This window comes from Labrenzia sp. THAF82, from assembly GCF_009363435.1.
Classification (GTDB): Bacteria; Pseudomonadota; Alphaproteobacteria; order Rhizobiales; family Stappiaceae; genus Roseibium; species Roseibium porphyridii.
This window is the reverse complement of sequence record NZ_CP045354.1, coordinates 3,312,743-3,330,683: the sequence shown is the minus strand read 5'-3', so window position 1 is coordinate 3,330,683 and position 17,941 is coordinate 3,312,743. Positions and strand designations below refer to the sequence as shown.

The 17,941-nt window shown below is 54.0% G+C and carries 17 protein-coding genes; 2 read left to right on the top strand and 15 right to left on the bottom strand.

Annotated features, from left to right (window positions below; genetic code table 11):
* Window positions 1-2: 2 nt before the first annotated feature.
* From lpxB to rpsB, 14 genes are all read right to left on the bottom strand, one after another.
* On the bottom strand, window positions 3-1,181 hold the full coding sequence (lpxB, locus tag FIV00_RS15650; RefSeq protein WP_152501614.1) for a lipid-A-disaccharide synthase: 1,179 nt from the start codon (window positions 1,179-1,181) through the stop codon (window positions 3-5).
* Entirely contained in the window at window positions 1,178-2,062 is an 885-nt protein-coding gene (locus tag FIV00_RS15645) for an LpxI family protein (RefSeq protein WP_152501613.1), read from the bottom strand. The genes lpxB and FIV00_RS15645 overlap by 4 nt, the downstream gene beginning before the upstream one ends.
* 4 nt (window positions 2,063-2,066) lie before the next feature.
* Window positions 2,067-2,864 (bottom strand): acyl-ACP--UDP-N-acetylglucosamine O-acyltransferase, encoded by a 798-nt coding sequence (gene lpxA, locus FIV00_RS15640; protein WP_152501612.1) that lies wholly within the window; start codon window positions 2,862-2,864, stop codon window positions 2,067-2,069.
* Between the two features lie 6 nt (window positions 2,865-2,870).
* The gene (gene fabZ, locus FIV00_RS15635) at window positions 2,871-3,335 is read right to left on the bottom strand and encodes a 3-hydroxyacyl-ACP dehydratase FabZ (protein ID WP_152501611.1); all 465 of its coding nucleotides are present in this window, start codon (window positions 3,333-3,335) and stop codon (window positions 2,871-2,873) included.
* 50 nt (window positions 3,336-3,385) lie between these two features.
* Window positions 3,386-4,423: a UDP-3-O-(3-hydroxymyristoyl)glucosamine N-acyltransferase gene (lpxD, locus tag FIV00_RS15630; RefSeq protein ID WP_152501610.1), complete on the bottom strand. Its 1,038-nt coding sequence runs from the start codon at window positions 4,421-4,423 to the stop codon at window positions 3,386-3,388.
* A gap of 79 nt (window positions 4,424-4,502) precedes the next feature.
* Entirely contained in the window at window positions 4,503-6,884 is a 2,382-nt protein-coding gene (gene bamA, locus FIV00_RS15625) for an outer membrane protein assembly factor BamA (protein WP_152501609.1), read from the bottom strand.
* A gap of 162 nt (window positions 6,885-7,046) precedes the next feature.
* Window positions 7,047-8,189 (bottom strand): RIP metalloprotease RseP, encoded by a 1,143-nt coding sequence (gene rseP, locus FIV00_RS15620; RefSeq protein WP_152501608.1) that lies wholly within the window; start codon window positions 8,187-8,189, stop codon window positions 7,047-7,049.
* 117 nt (window positions 8,190-8,306) lie between these two features.
* On the bottom strand, window positions 8,307-9,512 hold the full coding sequence (gene dxr / locus FIV00_RS15615; RefSeq protein ID WP_152501607.1) for a 1-deoxy-D-xylulose-5-phosphate reductoisomerase: 1,206 nt from the start codon (window positions 9,510-9,512) through the stop codon (window positions 8,307-8,309).
* A 14-nt stretch (window positions 9,513-9,526) separates the two neighbouring features.
* Entirely contained in the window at window positions 9,527-10,369 is an 843-nt protein-coding gene (locus FIV00_RS15610) for a phosphatidate cytidylyltransferase (protein ID WP_152501606.1), read from the bottom strand.
* 15 nt (window positions 10,370-10,384) lie between these two features.
* Window positions 10,385-11,071, bottom strand: a complete 687-nt coding sequence (locus FIV00_RS15605) for an isoprenyl transferase (RefSeq protein ID WP_371419587.1) — start codon at window positions 11,069-11,071, stop codon at window positions 10,385-10,387.
* 113 nt (window positions 11,072-11,184) lie between these two features.
* A complete protein-coding gene (frr, locus tag FIV00_RS15600) occupies window positions 11,185-11,748 on the bottom strand; it encodes a ribosome recycling factor (RefSeq protein ID WP_152501604.1) in 564 nt (187 codons plus the stop codon).
* A 110-nt stretch (window positions 11,749-11,858) separates the two neighbouring features.
* Window positions 11,859-12,578 carry a UMP kinase gene (gene pyrH / locus FIV00_RS15595; protein WP_152501603.1) on the bottom strand — a complete coding sequence of 240 codons (720 nt, stop codon included), beginning with the start codon at window positions 12,576-12,578 and terminating at the stop codon, window positions 11,859-11,861.
* A 70-nt stretch (window positions 12,579-12,648) separates the two neighbouring features.
* Window positions 12,649-13,566: a translation elongation factor Ts gene (tsf, locus tag FIV00_RS15590; RefSeq protein WP_152501602.1), complete on the bottom strand. Its 918-nt coding sequence runs from the start codon at window positions 13,564-13,566 to the stop codon at window positions 12,649-12,651.
* A gap of 144 nt (window positions 13,567-13,710) precedes the next feature.
* Entirely contained in the window at window positions 13,711-14,568 is an 858-nt protein-coding gene (gene rpsB / locus FIV00_RS15585) for a 30S ribosomal protein S2 (protein ID WP_152501601.1), read from the bottom strand.
* A gap of 323 nt (window positions 14,569-14,891) precedes the next feature.
* Here rpsB and FIV00_RS15580 point away from each other — a divergent pair, with 323 nt between their 5' ends.
* Both FIV00_RS15580 and FIV00_RS15575 read left to right on the top strand, forming a co-directional pair.
* Window positions 14,892-15,299, top strand: coding sequence for a VOC family protein (locus FIV00_RS15580; RefSeq protein ID WP_152501600.1), 408 nt, complete (start codon window positions 14,892-14,894; stop codon window positions 15,297-15,299).
* A 55-nt stretch (window positions 15,300-15,354) separates the two neighbouring features.
* Entirely contained in the window at window positions 15,355-17,034 is a 1,680-nt protein-coding gene (locus tag FIV00_RS15575) for a pentapeptide repeat-containing protein (RefSeq protein WP_152501599.1), read from the top strand.
* A gap of 166 nt (window positions 17,035-17,200) precedes the next feature.
* Here the strand turns inward: FIV00_RS15575 and FIV00_RS15570 are convergent, their stop codons facing one another.
* Window positions 17,201-17,881, bottom strand: a complete 681-nt coding sequence (locus tag FIV00_RS15570; RefSeq protein WP_152501598.1) for an isochorismatase family protein — start codon at window positions 17,879-17,881, stop codon at window positions 17,201-17,203.
* Window positions 17,882-17,941: the final 60 nt, after the last annotated feature.

The window sequence follows — 17,941 nt, the reverse complement described above, 5'->3', positions numbered from 1 at the left end:
AGTCACGTACTCATTGCACTGACAACGACATCAGCCGCCGCAGCGCTTTGGCTATACCCTTCAGGAAGACGCATTGCATCGTCCAGACGTGCAAGATCGGCGATCTGGGCCTTACGGCCCTCTCCGTCTCGTAAAAGCACACACAAATGCTGTGCCAGGACGCGTGGCTGAACCTCATCATCCAGAAACTCTGGAATGGCCTTTTTCTTTAAAATGATATTTGGCAACACGAAGGAATCAACACTTGAGAATTTGAAAATTCGGTTGAGGTCCTTGAGGCGCCTGAAGAACCAGTCAACTTTGTAGGCAACCACCATAGGTACGCCTGCAAGTGCAAGCTCAAGCGAGACCGTGCCAGAAGCAGCCAGTGCCGCATGTCCTTTTCGGAATGCGGCCTTCTTCGCGTCAAGTCCTGTCACGATCTCAGGTTTGACCGGCCAATCAGCAACGCCTTCCCGGATCCTTTCTTCCAAATGAGAAACTGCCGGAAGAACGATCTTCAGATCGGGGAATTCCTGCTTTACCAGTGCAGCCGTCTTGCCAAAGTCTTGCAGCAACCTGTCTATTTCGCTGCCTCGACTACCTGGAAGCACCAGCAACACCCTGCCCGGCCGATCGAGATCTTCACGCTCACCATCTGAAGGGCGAAGCTCATTGGCATTTTCGCTCAATGGATGGCCAACGTAGTGTGTAGTCGGTCCGCCCAACTTCTCGTGAGCTTCAGGTTCAAACGGCAAGAGCGCGAGGAGTTCATCCACATAAACGCTCATTTTCTTGGCCCGTCCGGGCCGCCAGGCCCACACAGAAGGCGAAACATAACCAACTATCGGGATATGAGGGGCACATTTTCTCACGCGCTTGGCAACACTGTGAGTGAATTCAGGGCTATCGATGATCACCAGAACATCGGGATCTGCTGCAATCACGGCATCGACAGTCTGATAGACCCTTTTCACGATCAACGGCAGACGCGCCAGGACCGCCGTCAACCCCATCACCGACACGTCGCTCATATTGAAAAAGCTGGTCAATCCAAGCGACGTCATGCGTTCACCGCCAACGCCGCAATATCGCACTCCCGTTCCAAGTTTGGCATTCAACGCTTTCATCAGCTCTGAACCGAGCTGATCGCCGGACTCCTCACCAGCAACAAGGCAGACGGTTGGCATGGTGCCTGTCATGGATCGGGAATCTCGCCGCATTGGACACCATCGAACCCAACAAGGAAGACACCTTCGGTATCCGCCTTTTTCAGCGTGTCATCCTTTTCCGCAATCAACGCTCCTTCAGCCTCAACAGCGATGCCGGAAAGGCCAGCAGCGGCGGCCAATTCGATCGTTCTTGGTCCAACTGTTGGCAGATCGACACGAAGATCCTGGCCGGGTTTTGCAGATTTGACCAGAACTCCGGACTGACCACGACCTCTGATCCGACCGTTGCGTTTCAAGTCTGCACAACGCTCAAGCATTGCGTCTGTACCCTCGGCGCCCTCAAGCGCCACAACGCGCCCACCGACAGCGACAGCCGCCTGTCCGACATCCAGTTCACCAAGTTTACGCGTGGCTGTCAGCGCGAGTTCTAGATCACGCCAATCACTATCTGTTGGCTGCCGGTTACCAAGGACACCGCTCGCCGCAAGCAGCTGTGGTGCCACATCTTTGATACCCACGACGCGATACCCCTCAACTTCAAACAGACGGATAACCTTTGTCAAAAGGCTGTCATCACCACCCGCAAGAGCACGAATAATCGTCGGCAAACGCTTCAAGGTTCCGAAATCGCCGAGAATTGACGTGAAGTCCGGCCTCTTGGAAACGCCTCCGATCAACAGAATTTCTCTGCATCCATTGGACTTGAGAAATTTGTATAAACGTCCGATCTCGCCCCAGCCCAGTTCAGCTTGTGCGCGATCACGGGTTTTTTGGTCGGCCTCGCCTTTGATGGCAACAATTCGGAACTCACGTCCTGCCTTTTGAAGCGCATCGGCTATCTGGCAAGGCAGGCTTCCGTTCCCGGCAATCAGAGCCAATCTTGCTGCGTGCTGGTTGGCTCCTCCACTCATTGGATCAGTCATCGCTGCGCGGTGTACAGAACCGGCGATCTTCCTTTTCCAGGATGAAATCTGTGACGACCTTGACCAATGGCTGATCGGGTTGTCCTGCAGCAAGCGCCTCCGCCCGGCTGCGTAGCGTCCCTTCGTCGCTCTCAAACAACTCTCGATAAGCCGCCCTCAGCGCGTGGATCTGTTCGCGCGGAAAACCCTTACGCTTCAGTCCAATGAGGTTCAGTCCCGCAAGTCGGGCACGATCACCGATCACAGAGCCGAATGGAATGACATCAAACTCGACACCCGTCATGCCGCCAACGATGGCGCCGGTCCCGATCCGTGACCATTGCCGAATTGCGCTCAGCCCTCCCAGGATCACGTGATCCGCCAGTTCCACGTGCCCCGCGAGGGTGGCATTATTTGCCAGGATCGCGTAATCGCCGACCAAACAGTCGTGCCCAACGTGTGTTCCCATCATGAAAAGGCAATTGTTTCCGACACGCGTGACACCACCGCCACCTTCCGTACCGGGGCTCATGGTCGCGTGTTCGCGGATCTGGTTGTTGGCACCTATTTCCAGATAGGTAATTTCACCGGAAAATTTCAGATCCTGAGGCTTGTGCCCGATGCTGGCAAACGGGAAGATATGCGAGTTCGGACCAACGCTCGTATGCCCCGTCACAACGACGTGCGACTCGAGTGTCACGCCTTCAGCAAGTTTCACGTTCGGGCCAACCGTTGAATAAGGGCCGATACGAACACCCTCGCCGATTACGGCACCGTCTTCGACGATAGCCGTCGGATGAATTTCAGTCATATATCCTCACGCATCTACCAGCATTGCACTGACTTCTGCTTCTGCCACTTTTTTACCGTCGACCATGGCCACGGCATCGAATTTCCAGATGTTCGAACGCTGCTTGATTTTCTTCACGTGAAAATGGACCTGATCACCAGGCTCGACTGGCTTGCGAAACTTGGCCTTGTCGATCGTCATGAAATAAACCAGCTGCGGCGGCGCATCGTCTCCGCGTGCATGTACACACAGGGCTCCTGCCGTTTGTGCCATCGCTTCGATCAGAAGCACACCGGGAAAGACCGGCCGTTCTGGGAAATGACCAGAGAAATGCGGTTCGTTGATGGTAACGTTCTTGATACCCGTTCCGCTGTTGTCACCGTCCATATCGACGATTTTGTCAATCAGCAGAAAGGGATAACGATGCGGCAGCAGTTTCATGATCCTCATGATGTCTGCGCTGACAAGTGTTTTGTTTTCCGCGTTTTCCATAATAGCCCCTCGGCGCTTCAATGCCGCAAAGTCCTTGATGATTTTACCGTTTACGATCCACTGCCGCGCTCTGCAAGTTTTCTGACAGCAGCCACTTCGCGGAACCATTGTTTGACGGGTTTGGCAGGTGTTCCGCCATACCGCCCACCGGGCGCAAGATCTTCGCTAACGACGCTGACCGCAGCAACCTGAGCTCCCATGCCGATCCTTACATGGCCACGAACACCAGTCTGACCGCCAATTGCGACGAAGTCTTCCAGTGTGCAGCTCCCCGACAGACCAACCTGGGAAACAAGAACGCAGTGGCGCCCGACCACTACGTTGTGTCCAATCTGTACCTGATTGTCGATTTTGGTACCTTCGCCGATCATTGTGTCGCGATTTGCACCGCGATCTATCGTCGTACAGGCACCGACTTCGACATCGTCTTGAATAATGACACGGCCCACCTGAGGAACCTTCAGATGCCCCTGCGGGCCCATGGCATAGCCGAAACCATCCTGACCGCAACACACACCGGGATGCAAATAAACGCGATTTCCCAATACAGAGTGCTGGACAGTCGCATTCGGGCCTATCACACAGTCTCGGCCAATTTTTACGTCGCTGCCAATGACCGCGTTGGCCCTGATCACGGTTCCAGAGCCTATTTCAACACCCTTACCGATAACGGCGCCTGGCTCTATGGTGACCCCATCTTCCAGAGATGCCTCCGGGTCGACAAAGGCGCGATCAGAGATGAAGACCTTGGTTCGGTCGGCCGGAATCATCGCGTCGGGAAAAAGTTTGGCCAGCACCATTGCCCAGGATCGATAGGGATCAGCGCAAACAAGAACAGCAACGCCTTCCGGAACCTTGCCCTTGTGGCGCTTGCCAACAAGACAGGCAGCAGCGCTGGTTGTCTCCAGCTGCTTCAAATAAGCGGTATTGTCGAAAAACACCAAACTTCCGGGCGTGGCATCCTCAAGTGGCGCGACGCCGGTGACTTCGAGTGTTTCACTGCCCACTTCAATTTCGGCCTTTGCCCAGGTCGCGATATCACCCAGCGAAACGGTTTCTGGAGCACTGAAAAACTTTGGCTCGGACATCATCTTATCCTTGTTGCCAGCCAACAAAAACGGCCGCCGATAAGATCGGCGGCCGATATCTAACCTAATTGACCGCGATTTAGAAGCGCGTACCACCACTCAGGCGGAATACCTGGGTTTTATCCGCATCGTCTTTCGCTATTGGATAAGCGAAGTCGGCACGGAGCGGGCCAAATGGTGACTGCCAGCGGATACCCGCACCGACGGATGCGCGAACCGAGAACTCGTTGGAGTCGATCCGGCCACCGTTGTTTTCAACCAAATTCACAAGATCGCTGTCGGCATCCCAAAGCGAACCTGCATCGGCAAAGACGGCACCGGACAGGCCGAACTCTTTCGGAAGCACCGGGAACGGGAACCTGGTTTCGGCTGTCGCTGCGAAGAAGAAGCGACCACCAATGGAGTCTTCTGTCGTCGCATCGCGTGGGCCGATACCCTGGTTCTCAAAGCCGCGAACCAGTGTGCCGCCGAGCATGAACTGTTCGGACACGCGCAGACGCTCACTGCCGATCGCCATGATGTTACCACCACGAATGGAGAGGCTACCAACCAGACCATAGTCAGCCAGGATTTCCTTGTAGGCGCGAGCCTGTGCTTCGGTGCGGATGTAGTAGCTGTCGCCACCAAGACCTGCGAATTCCTGACCAAAGGAAGCATAAACACCATCGGTCGGATCAATAAGGCGGTCCAGGGTGTTGTAACGCAACTCGTAGCCGACCAGCGATGTCAGGTAGGTACCGAGTGAGTCACAGACAGCGAGCGACAAATTAGCCGTGTTACAGTTGTTGATGTTGGTCGACTGGTTGTCCGGGTCCGAGTTCTTCTCCTGGAAGATACTGTAGAACAGCCGAACCGTCAGCTCTTCTTCACGCAGTGGCAGCGTAAAGCCAAAACCACCACCGGTCTTCTTCTGGTCGAAGGAACGGTAGTCGTTGGCATCATCCACTTTTCGGTAAAGATCCAGATCCAGTGCGACACGCCGACCCATGAAGAAAGGTTCGACAAAACGGAACTCATAAGACTGCGTGTCCGTACCACCACCTACGGCGATCTTCACAAACTGACCGCGGCCAAGGAAGTTTTTCTCAGTCAGCGAGATGTCGCCAACCACGCCATCAACTGTAGAGTAACCGACACCGAAGGAGATCTCACCCGTCGGCTTTTCTTCAACACGGACGTTGACGATCACGCGATCGGCTGCACTGCCCTGTTGGGTCGTGATGGACACACGCTCAAAGAAGCCGAGGTTCTTCAACCGGCGCTCCGCCTTGTCGACAAGAGCTCTATTGAAAGCATCACCTTCTGCGATATCGAATTCGCGACGGATGACAAACTCACGCGTCCGGTCGTTGCCGATGATGTTGATACGCTCAACATACGCACGAGGACCTTCTTCGATGTAGTAGATCAGCGAAATCGTGTTGTTGTCGTAATCACGTGCACCACGCGGACGAACGCGAGCAAAGGCATAACCTTCTTCGGAAACACGCAATGTGATGTCTTCAACCGTCTGCTCGACACGCAGTGAATTGAAGGTTTGACCGCTGCGCGTACGAACGAGACGGCGCAGCTCTTCAGGGTCGACATCTGAAATCGTCGAAACGATTTCAACATCGCCGATTTCGTATTTCTCACCCTCATCGACCGTAAAGGTGACATAGAAAATGTTCTGCTCACGGTCCAGATCCGCACTTACCGAAACGATCCGGAAGTCAGCATAACCCTTCTTGTTGTAGTACTGACGCAGCAACTCCTCGTCCGCAGCGAGGCGATCAGGGTCATAGGTGTCAGTGCTGCGCAACCAGCTCAGAAGACCGCTTTCACGGGTCCTGATAACATCACGCAAGCGACCGTCGCTGAAAGACTGGTTTCCGATGAAACTGATCCGTTCAACACCGGTCTTTGCGCCTTCGTTGATTTCAAACACGAGATCAACACGGTTCTGGCCACGATCAATGATCTGAGGATCGACGGAAGCGCCATACCGACCGGAGCGGCGATAGGCTTCCAGAATGTTCTGCACGTCGGCCTGAACCTTGGCGCGAGAAAGCATCGAACGCGGCTGCGAACGAACGGCTGTTGCCAGCGCATCGTCCTTGATTTTCCGGTTACCCTCGAAGGAAACACGATTGATAATCGGGTTTTCCGTGACGGTTACAACAACCAGGCTGCCACGCGGGGTGATCTCAACGGTGGCAAACAAACCAGTCGCGTACAGTGCCTTCAATGACTCATCGACATCGAAAGCGCTGTAGTTGCGCCCGGGAACGATGGTCATGTAACTGATAACGGTTTCATCCTCGACACGGGTGTTACCCCGAACGTCGATGCTCCGGGCAACCGCTGCCTGAGCTTCTGAAACAAACAACTTCAACCCTGTGGATTGCGGCAAAACTGACCCAATCGACAGTACGGCAACCGCAAACAGAACGGCCCGTGTAAGTTTCTGCAATCGCTGCATTATTGCGCTATGCCTTTTTTTAAATACCCCTTTCCGGAATCCACATCACCCCTGTAGATTCTCGGAACCGACGAACGTTTTATAGGTTTTTCCCGATAACGCAACAGCCCTTCCCGCCTGAAAGCGATTTAGTCTGAAGACGTTGCGTCAATGTCACGGCAATCAGGAATTGGTGGTTACAAGCCGCATGATATCCTTCCATGTAACGAAGACCATCAGCATAAGTACCAAGCCTAAACCGATTCTGAATCCCACATCCTGAACCCTTTCGCTCAGCGGCTTTCCGCGCAAGGCTTCCGCGGCGTAAAAGACCAGGTGCCCACCGTCGAGAATTGGCACCGGAGCCAGATTGATGAGCCCAATGCTGACGGAAAGAACCGCGGTAAGTGAGATCAAGGGCAAGATACCAAGATCGGCAACCTGTCCGGAAATCTGAGCCACTCGGATTGGTCCGCCAAGCTGATCGGCAGACTGGCGCTGCGTGATGACGCCCCAGATGTAACTGACTGTACCTTCCATGATCCGGTAGGTTTCACGCGTGCCTTCCGCGATAGCACCCAACGGACTGTACTTGATCCGCACCAAATATTCCGGGTTTGCGGTGCCTCGCAGGCCAATATCGCCCGCCACCTGGCGTTCACCGAAGAAGACTTCTTTCTCCCGTGCATCAGGCGTGACCGTCAACGTGACCGGTTTGCCGTAACGATCGACTTCAAAGACCAGAGGAGTATTGGCGTTCATGAGCACGATCTGGCGCAATTCTCCGAAAGTCTCGATTTTTCGGCCATCGATTTCAGTGATCATATCGCCGGCCTGAAGCCCGGCACGCGCTGCAGCCCGATCCGGAAAAACTTCTTCGATCAAGGGCTGTGTCCCCTGTTTGCCGATCGCCATGAACAGAGCCCCGAAGATAACGATGGCAAGAATGAAATTGGCAATCGGACCGGCAGCAACAATTGCGGCCCGCTGCCACACAGGCTTTGCTATGAACGCCGTTTTTCGCTCTTCCTCACTCAATTGTGCAATCAGTTCACGATTTGGAACGCTTGCGGCATTTTCATCGCCTGCAAACTTCACATAGCCACCCAGAGGGATCATGCAGAGCTTCCATCTGGTACCCTTTTGGTCGGTTCGGCCAAAAATCTCCCGTCCGAAGCCAACAGAAAACGCGTCAACCTTGACGTTGCACCAGCGGGCAACTGCGAAGTGGCCGAGTTCGTGAAAGAACACCACAACAGTCAGCACAAACAAGAAGGGAATGATCGTTCCGACCAAGAGTGAATACGCGGAAAAAAGTAAGTCCATCAAGGGTTCCGATCCTGCACGGCTGCAAATGCGTCAGTGCACTGTACTAAAAGGAAAATTACGGCGTGTTAATGGTCGAAGAAAATTTTCCGCAGCTATGATTGAGCCAGTTTTGGCCTAGTTACTCCGGGCGTCGACCCATTCTCTCGTCCGTTTCCGGGCAGCGTCATCCAACAGAAGCACATCTTGAACGCAAGATGCAGACGTCAGGGCTCCCTCTGCGTTCAACTTTTCAAGAACAGCTTCAATAGCAGCAGGAATATCAAGAAATCCGATTTGCCCCAACATGAATGCTTCCACCGCAACTTCATCGGCCGCATTCAAAGCTGCCGGTGCACCGCCTCCGGCCTTCATTGCTTCAAGCGCCAGGCGCAGGGCAAGAAATCTCTCCAAATCCGGCTCTTCAAAACTCAGTGTTCCAAGAGCAGCAAGGTCGAGCCTTTTTACCGGAACGTCCATCCGTTTTGGATAGGCAAGACAATGGGCGATAGGTGTGCGCATGTCCGGGCTACCAAGCTGAGCAAGAAGCGACCCATCCTTGTACTGAACAAGCCCGTGTACGGCCGACTGCGGGTGTACCAACACACCCAACTGCTCGTACTGAACCGGAAAAAGATGCGAAGCTTCAATAACTTCAAACCCTTTGTTCATCATGGTTGCACTGTCAATTGTAATGCGGGCACCCATTTCCCAATTTGGGTGCTTCAACGCTTGAGCCGGCGTTACGGTTTTCATCTCTTCCATCGAAAAGGTCCTGAATGGACCACCCGATGCCGTCAAAATGACCTTTTCGATCAGATCGACCTGCGCGGTTTCAAAAACCTGAAAGATGGCATTGTGTTCGCTGTCGACAGGGAGCAGCTCAGCGTTGTTTTCCCGAATACGGGCCATGAAGAGATCGCCAGCACAGACAAGGCATTCCTTGTTTGCAAGCGCAATCCTGCGTCCCGGTTTGATTGCCGCCATTGTTGGCTCAAGTCCGGCTGCACCAACGACCGCACCGACCACTAGGTCAGCTGGGCGGTCAACCGCTTCCAAAACTGCCTCAGATCCTGCAGAGGCATCGATGCCACTGCCATGCAACGCCTCGACCAGAGCATCATATTTGCGGCCATCGGCAAGAACCGCAGAGCGCGCATTGAGCCGCTTTGCCAAATCGCTCAACGCGGCCGCGTTGCGGTTGGCCACCAGAGCCACGACCTCAAACTGCGTCGGGTTTCTCTCGATAATATCCGCAAGACTTTGACCGACTGATCCTGTCGCGCCCAGGACAATAATACGGATCGGCGCAGCACTTTTTGCTGCTTCAGTATTGGCCGACATCTAGTTCCTCACGCTCAACCAAATCCAAATCCCGAAATTGGGTCCGCGAGCGTACCTCCGCTAACCAGTCCCGCGATTACGGCAAAGATCGCTGCCGCAACCAATCCATCGATGCGGTCCATGATGCCACCATGCCCAGGGATGAGCCGACTGGAATCTTTCACGTCAAACCGTCTTTTGATCGCAGATTCAAGCAGGTCGCCTGCTTGCGAAACCACGGAAAGCATGGCTGCCAAAAGGCACCAGAGCACAAGGTCACTCTCACCGGCCCAATAGACAACGCCGACCCCAAAAAGGCAGGCGAACACCAGACCGCCAATTGCGCCCGACCATGTTTTCTTAGGTGAAACCCTCTGCCACAACTTGGGTCCACCAAGAGCTCTTCCTGTGAAATAGGCAAAGATATCTGTCGCCCAAACTACGAAAAGCAGGAAAAACGCGAACAGAAGACCAACGGTTCCTTCACGAAGGACGAGAAGCGAAAACAGGGACAGGCCACTATAAAGCACGCCCTCCCCAGCCCACCTGCCATCTTTTGAAAAACCGTTCGCGCCAAAAACAACCAGCGCTGCGATCAAAATCAGCCCCAGCCCTGTGGTCGCCAGATCGAAATACACCAGAACCGACAATCCAGTCAGGCTTGCAAAACCGATCAACGCAGGCACCGAACGATGCTTTGCACCTGTGATCGAAAACCACTCCCACAAAAACAGCGTGGCCGCGAGCAACATCAGGGCAAAAAAGGCGATGCCCCCCAAATAGGTAATGAAGAGAACAAGCGGTCCAAGAACAAGTGCCGATGCCAGTCGAAGCCCAAGATCGGAGAGTTTTTTCCCGGAGGTTTCAGGATTTGCCATGTTGCACGCCAGACGTCACAGCGACGCCTTGGCGTCAAGTCCGCCATAGCGGCGTTGGCGGCTGCCAAAGCAGGCAAGAGCTTTGTCGAAATCGGCTTCCGAGAACTCTGGCCAATTCTTGTCACAAAAATAAAATTCAGAATAGGCGGCCTGCCAAAGCAGAAAATTTGAAAGACGCATTTCGCCGCTGGTTCGAATAATGAGATCGGGATCCGGCAAGCCTGCGGTGTCCATAGCCTCCGTCAGAGCGGTCTCCGAAATGTCACCCGCCTGAAGCTCTCCTTTAGCAACTTTTTCGGCAAGGCTCTGTGCAGCCCTGACGATTTCCGCTCTGGATCCATAGTTGAAGGCAACCACCAGATTGAGACCGGTGTTTTCTTTCGTCAGGTCCTCTGCCTCATTCAAAAGTGCAAGAATGCCTGGCTCGAGATCCGCACGATTGCCAATGATGCGTATGCGAACGTTGGACTTGTGCAACTCGCTCAAATCTCGCTGAACAAATCGGCGTAGCAGTCCCATCAGGAAAGACACTTCCGCCTCGGGCCGACTCCAGTTTTCTGAAGAAAAACTGTAGATCGTCACCACTTCGATGCCGACCCGTCCCGAGTGACGAATAACGCTGCGCAAGGTTTCCAGACCCTGCCTGTGTCCTTCGGTTCGAGGCAGGCTTCTCGCAGTCGCCCATCGCCCGTTGCCGTCCATGATGAACGCAACATGGCGAGGCAGATTTCCGCTGGAACCATCCGCTGAAACAGTGTGCGGAGTATGGTCCGGACTGACGCTCATGGGAGTCCTCACCTCACAGGTCAGGCCAATCAGACCTGAGAGATTTCCTGTTCTTTCTTTTCAAGCATCGCATCCACTTCACCGATCATCGTATCGGTCAGCTTTTGCACTTCATCCGATGCTGCGCGGCTGTCATCTTGAGAGATTTCGCCGTCTTTTTCAGCTTTTTTCGCGTCGTCCATACCGTCCCGGCGCACATGGCGGATCGCCACCTTGGCATTTTCAGCGTATTTGTGTGCGACCTTGATCAGTTCCTGGCGTCGCTCCTGATTGAGCTCGGGAATTGGCAAACGCAGCAACTGGCCGTCGACAACAGGATTGAGCCCAAGGTTCGATTCACGAATTGCCTTTTCAACAGCGGCAACCATGCTCTTGTCCCAGACCTGAACTGCGACCATGCGCGGTTCCGGCACAGAAACGGTTGCGACCTGGTTGAGCGGCATCGCCTGGCCATAGGCGTCAACGGAGATCGGGTCCATCATGGAAGCAGATGCGCGGCCGGTTCTAAGGCCAGCGAATTCGGTCTTCAGCACCGAAAGAGCTCCTTGCATGCGGCGCTTCAAATCATCCAGATCGACACCTTCTACCGACATTTTGTCCTCACTATTGTTTTCATCTTGGCTGAATAGAGTCTCGGCGCGCGTCAACATGGCATAAACGCGCTGAAACACAAGAGCTTGGCTCGGGAAAGAGATTAAATCTTTCAGTCACCCACGACTGTGTAGGTGCCGGTCTCCTGAAGCACGCTGACCAGTGCCCCAGGTGAGTGAATGGAAAATACGATCACTGGAATGGAATTGTCGCGTGCTAGCGCGATCGCAGTCGTATCCATAACCTTCAGATTGCGCGAAATGACCTCTTCGTAGCCAAGCGTTTCATAACGCTCCGCGTCAGGATTGACCTTGGGATCTTCCGAATAGACACCATCAACCTGCGTCCCCTTCAGGAAGGCGTCGCATTTCATTTCCGCAGCTCGCAGTGCGGCGCCACTGTCGGTGGTAAAAAACGGGTTGCCCGTGCCGCCGGCAAACACAATAACATCGCCATCTTCCATGTAGCGATCCGCCACACGCTGGGAAAACGTCTCGCAGATGGATGGAACGGCAACAGCCGACAGAACACGCGCATTCACTTTTAGGCGGCGCAGGGCATCGGCCAGAGTCAGGCTGTTCATGATCGTTGCAAGCATGCCCATGTGGTCACCCGTTACACGGTTTCCACCTTTTGCGGCAACCGCGACACCGCGGAAGATGTTTCCGCCACCGACAACAACACCAACCTGTGCCCCGAGAGCCACCGCATCAGCAATTTCCTTGGCGATCCTTTGCACAATGGCCGGGTCAATTCCAAAAGCCTGGGAGCCCATAAGCGCTTCACCGGAGAGTTTCAGAAGGATCCGTTTCCAACGCAAAGAATTCGTCATGGGTGCCCCCGTCTAGAAAATTGTCTTCCTAAAAAAAAAGCGCCGGTCTTGCCGGCGCTTTTTCTTGAGCTTACTGCCCGGTGGCTGCCGCCACCTCTGCGGCAAAGTCTTGCTCTTCTTTCTCAATCCCTTCGCCGAGTGCGAAGCGGACGAAGCCGGAAAGCTTGACGTCAGTGCCGAGTTCTTTTGCAAGCGCCTCAACAGCCTGCTCAACCGTTTGATCCGGGTTGATGACGAAGGCTTGTTTCACGAGGGTAACTTCCTCGTAGAATTTGCGCAAACGGCCTTCCACCATTTTTTCAATGATGTTTTCAGGCTTGCCCGATTCACGCGCCTGCTCGGAGAAAACCGTTCTTTCGCGCTCGACAACAGCCTGGTCCAGCTCGTCCGTGCTCAAAGCCAGCGGGCTTGTTGCAGCGACATGCATCGCAATCTGGCGGCCAAGTGCATTCAGCTTTGCCTTGTCACCGGAAGATTCCAGCGCAACAAGAACACCGATCTTGCCCAGACCTTCAGCAACCTGGCCATGCACATAAGTGGACACCGTGCCTTCGTTCACGCTCAGAACAGCTGAACGACGCAAAGTCATGTTCTCACCGATCGTCGCGATCGCATCAGTAACGGAATCTGCAACAGATTTACCGTCAAGATCCGCAGCACCAAGTGCTTCGACCGAACCGTCTGTGCCGATTGCAACCTTGGCGACCTTGGAGACTAGCTCCTGGAAGCCTTCGTTGCGGGCGACAAAGTCGGTTTCGGAGTTAAGTTCGATCACTGCTGCCTTGTTGCCGTCAGCAGCAACGCCGACCAGGCCTTCAGCGGCCACACGGCCGGCCTTCTTGGCCGCCTTGGCCAGACCCTTGGTGCGAAGCCAGTCAACAGCCGCTTCCATGTCACCGCCTGATTCAGTCAGAGCGGTCTTGCAGTCCATCATGCCAGCGCCGGATTTCTCACGGAGCTCTTTTACCATCGCAGCGGTAATGCTCATCGATTGCCTCGTGGATGGGGGTTTCAGATAAGATGCGGTTTAGCCGATGGCCTGCCGCGCCTTTATGACGGGACCGCAAAAAATTGCGGACCGTCTTGCGAATTCAACAAGTTTTCGCCGCGATAACCCGCGGCGAAACGCTGTTTAAGCTTCAGCAGCAGCCTTTTCAGTTGCAGCTGCTTCTTCTGCCGGTGCGGTTTCAGCCGGAGCTTCTTCCGCTGGTGCGGCCTCAGCTGGAGCTTCTTCAGCTGCAAGAACTTCCTCAACCGGAGCTTCTTCGGCTTCGCCGATATCCATACCGGAAGCACCCTGTGCACGGGAGATACCGTCGATAGCTGCGCGGGCGATCAGATCGCAATAAAGCGAAATCGCACGACCTGCATCGTCGTTGCCCGGCACCGGATAGGTGATACCATCCGGGCTGGAATTGGAATCGAGGATCGCGGCAACCGGAATACCCAGACGACGGGCTTCCTGGATGGCAATGGACTCGCGGTTGGTATCGATTACGAAAATCAGATCCGGGATACCACCCATATCCTTGATACCGCCAAGGTTCCGCTCAAGCTTCTCGCGCTCGCGGTCCATGAACAAACGTTCTTTCTTAGTCAAAGCGTTTGCGGCGTCGGAAGAAAGTGTTTCTTCCAGCTTGCGCAGGCGCTGAATGGACTGAGAAATCGTTTTCCAGTTGGTCAGCATACCGCCGAGCCAACGTGCATTCACGAAGTACTGTGCGGAATTGCGCGCAGAAGAAGCAACTGCTTCCTGTGCCTGGCGCTTGGTGCCGACAATCAGAACACGGCCGCCGCCAGCAACTGTGTCAGACACAGCTTTCAGAGCCTGGTGGAGAAGCGGAACGGTCTGAGACAGATCCATGATATGAACATCATTGCGCACACCAAAGATGTACTGACCCATGCGCGGGTTCCAACGGTGTTTCTGGTGACCAAAGTGCACACCTGCTTCAAGCAGCTGGCGCATGGTGAAATCGGGCAAAGACATGGCCCTTAAACTCCTGAGTTTTCCGGTTTAACCTCCGCAAGAGGGTTTGGGCCGAAGGAAACTTTCCCTCAACCACCGGATGGACACCGATAAGCTCGGTTTCCGCCCCTTGCGTGTGGAATGGGCGCCTTATAGTTGGGAAGAAATTTTATTTCAAGGCCTAAGCACCGGATTTCTTTGGCTTCAAGGCAATGATTGTGCAATTTCAAACTCGACCTGACCAAGCACTTGGATAGATTACGAACCCAGGTCGCAAACCTTGACCTGCAAAAGAGCTATTTTAACAAGATTTTTGAACCAATCTGACGAGTGGAAGGGTTCTCTTGACAACACAAGGCATAAACCATCTGGGCCTGACGGTTCTGGACCTCACCAACACGACCGAGTTTTTCACGGAAGCACTCGGTTGGTCACTGCTGGCCAAAGACGACAGCTATCCACGCACTACTGTTTCTGACGGCACATGCCGCTTGACACTTTGGCAGGCAGATACTTCCAAACACGTGATTTCATTTGATCGCAAATCCAATATCGGCTTGCATCACGTTGCCTTCGAAGTGCCGACTAGGGAAAGTCTGTTTGACCTTGCTGACAAAATTCGCAATTGGCCCGGCGTCGACGTTGAATTCGAGCCGGAGTTGCTTTCAGGCGGACCGCGCATGCATATGATGTGCCTTGAGCCGGGAGGTATTCGTGTCGAAATCATTTGGCCTGCGAGCCAAGCGCTCTGATGAATAGCAAGCCAAGCGCTTTTCTGTCTCATCTGGACCGTTCCGGAGTACGCCCATGGATGAAAATGAAGACACAGCAGGAATGGCGGCGACCGAAACAGAACGTCTGAACCGAAAGACCCATTCCTTCAGTTTCGGCATCTTGTTTTTTCTGTTCGGAATCGCTGCCGGTTTCTTTCTGGCCTTTTCGGGCTTTGACCTGTTTGAAGTCTATTTCACGCACGTGCTAGCCGGATTCGTTGTTCTCGTGACCCTGATTGTTCTGACGGGTCTTGGCCTTTACGTGTTCCGCGGCAAGTTGATGGCAAGCTTGTTCGGCATTGCGGAATCCCGGCTCGACATGTTTGCCGAACCCTTGTCCCGCGTTACCCAGAAAGCCATTGACAGAGATCCTGAAGGCGCAACTCATGCGGCCCGCGAACTGGTCCAGTTGACACTGGCCAGATATAGCTGGATCACGGCCCGCCGGTGGATCATCGCTTCGCTGACTGGTCTGATTGCTTCGTTGGCAGCCCTCGCCGGCACGGCGCTCCTTTTCAGGCAAAATGAATTGATTGCCAGTCAGAATGTCCGCATTGAGGAACAGACTGCACTGCTGAACCAGCAAGTCGAGCTTGCAGAAGCTGCCCGAAACGCAGCGATTGCCGTTGAAATCACCCGGATTGCCGCTCTGCTTGGCGACGTGATGGACAAGGTTGCGGCACAGCCGGAAAGCGCAAACGCTTCAACGGGTGATGTTGCCGCTGACAAGATACCGATTGTTGATCCGGCCAAAGATCTCAATCAAAGCCTCATCATGCGTATCGTTGCATCTTCGCAAGCCTCCAAGCCATACAGATATCTGGACGCCGGAGACGACTTCGGCAGCGTACAAAGCGCGATAAAGGACGCCATGCAGCGGCGGCGTGAAGAACTCCCGAAATCGTTTGCGCGTATGGCCCGCTTAGGGAACTGGCAAGACGCTCCCGAAGCACGAGCTTTGGTTGCGCGCAGTTACAGCCCCGAACGTGGTCAGCTTCTGGACACGCTTGTGCGCTCTGGTATCAGGTCATTTGAATTCCTGAACTTTTATGGACTTGATCTTTCGCACGCCGCATTACGCGATTTCTTCTTTGGTCCCTTCAGTTTTCAAAATGGCAAGATGGCGTATGCCGATCTCGCAAGGAGCCATTTCACAGAAGTTGATTTTCAGGGAGCAAATCTTGAAAACGCGATCTTGCGCGAAGCACGCATTGAATCCGCGCGGTTTTCTTCGCTGCTGCCGGAACTTGCTCTTCCCCCAGTCGTTTCAACTTCTGAAATTCTGTCTTCCCGCCTGAGCGGTATTGATCTCACCGACGCATTCCTGCAATTCGTCTGGTTCGAAAACGCTCGGCTCACAGCTGCAAACTTCAACCGGGCAACGCTCATGGGAACAGACTTCAGCGGGGCGGATCTGAGCGGGTCGACCTTCAAAGACGCAGTCCTTGGACACGCAGAGTTTAACGGGGCAATCCTTGCCTCGGTCGATTTCGATGGAGCCTATGTTTTTTCCGAAGACTTCCTCGACCAAATTGGCGAAAAAGCTTACCCGGGAAGTTTCAAACGAACCCGTTTTGTTCAAGAAGCCTCGTCAATCGAAGCGGTCATGGAGACCTATTCCACTTTTTCACAGCTGGAGCCTGAAGACTTCAAACAATTGCTCGGATCCGACAACGTTTGGCGTATCAAACGCGTAGAACCGTTTGAGCAATAGACCTTTTTGATCCTTGAGACGAAACTGTGCTGCTGCGCATCAGACCCAACAGTTTCAACAAAAATCTGGACCGTTTGAGATCGGCTGAACCGGAAGGACCGTTTCGAAAAGACTGCCGCCGAGACAATTTTATAAAACTCGTGCCTCGGCGGCGTCAGATCTGGTGTTACAGCGCCATTGGGATCGGTGGATTGCCGGTAAGCCCGACACCTTCGCGGACTTCAGTCGCATTTGCAGCCGTTCCAAGGAAATTGTTCATGGCGGCTTGATATTGACCCATATGCTCGCTGAGCAACCGCCCGATATGCTGCCCGTTCACTTGCGTGTTGGCCGATAGTTCAGCAAGAACGGCGACCCACGTTGTCACAATCGCACCAGCCGCCGCCAGTCGGGTCATCGTGACCTGCTGTATGAAGGGGTTGAAGTCAGCACTTGCGTCCATCACCACGTAAGTCTCATACCCCTCGCGCAAGGCCGCGATTGCTGGGAATGCGGCGCAAACCTCCGTTGCAAGTCCGGAGATGACCAATTTCTTCCTCCCAGTTGCACGGACGGCTTCCCGAGAGGCCTCATCGTTCCAGAAATTGACAAATGGCCGGTCTATCACGTCAACCTCCGGAAACAACGCCTTTAACTCAGGCATGGTCGGGCCATTCGGGCCCTGTGGCCAACTCGTTCCCATTACAACAGGAATGTTCATTGCCTTGGCTGTTTTCGCATGACCAAGAATGTTGTTCTTGAGCAGCATTGGGTCAATCGAGGACAGAAACTGCATGAGCCCGACCTGATGATCGATCATGAGGAAAACGCAATTGTCAGGGGTGAGCTCGGATGTTGGAAGGGTCATTCACTAATTCCTGCGTTTTGAAGTGTGAAAGGCCAGAAAGTTGACCACACTTCGGTTGAG

Coding starts and splice junctions, on each gene's coding strand:
- lpxB (WP_152501614.1), bottom strand. CDS start 1,181: ATGACAGGCACCATGCCAACCGTCTGCCTTGTTGCTGGTGAGGAGTCC.
- FIV00_RS15645 (WP_152501613.1), bottom strand. CDS start 2,062: ATGAGTGGAGGAGCCAACCAGCACGCAGCAAGATTGGCTCTGATTGCC.
- lpxA (WP_152501612.1), bottom strand. CDS start 2,864: ATGACTGAAATTCATCCGACGGCTATCGTCGAAGACGGTGCCGTAATC.
- fabZ (WP_152501611.1), bottom strand. CDS start 3,335: ATGGAAAACGCGGAAAACAAAACACTTGTCAGCGCAGACATCATGAGG.
- lpxD (WP_152501610.1), bottom strand. CDS start 4,423: ATGTCCGAGCCAAAGTTTTTCAGTGCTCCAGAAACCGTTTCGCTGGGT.
- bamA (WP_152501609.1), bottom strand. CDS start 6,884: ATGCAGCGATTGCAGAAACTTACACGGGCCGTTCTGTTTGCGGTTGCC.
- rseP (WP_152501608.1), bottom strand. CDS start 8,189: ATGGACTTACTTTTTTCCGCGTATTCACTCTTGGTCGGAACGATCATT.
- dxr (WP_152501607.1), bottom strand. CDS start 9,512: ATGTCGGCCAATACTGAAGCAGCAAAAAGTGCTGCGCCGATCCGTATT.
- FIV00_RS15610 (WP_152501606.1), bottom strand. CDS start 10,369: ATGGCAAATCCTGAAACCTCCGGGAAAAAACTCTCCGATCTTGGGCTT.
- FIV00_RS15605 (WP_371419587.1), bottom strand. CDS start 11,071: ATGGACGGCAACGGGCGATGGGCGACTGCGAGAAGCCTGCCTCGAACC.
- frr (WP_152501604.1), bottom strand. CDS start 11,748: ATGTCGGTAGAAGGTGTCGATCTGGATGATTTGAAGCGCCGCATGCAA.
- pyrH (WP_152501603.1), bottom strand. CDS start 12,578: ATGACGAATTCTTTGCGTTGGAAACGGATCCTTCTGAAACTCTCCGGT.
- tsf (WP_152501602.1), bottom strand. CDS start 13,566: ATGAGCATTACCGCTGCGATGGTAAAAGAGCTCCGTGAGAAATCCGGC.
- rpsB (WP_152501601.1), bottom strand. CDS start 14,568: ATGTCTTTGCCCGATTTCACCATGCGCCAGCTGCTTGAAGCAGGTGTG.
- FIV00_RS15575 (WP_152501599.1), top strand. CDS start 15,355: ATGGATGAAAATGAAGACACAGCAGGAATGGCGGCGACCGAAACAGAA.
- FIV00_RS15570 (WP_152501598.1), bottom strand. CDS start 17,881: ATGACCCTTCCAACATCCGAGCTCACCCCTGACAATTGCGTTTTCCTC.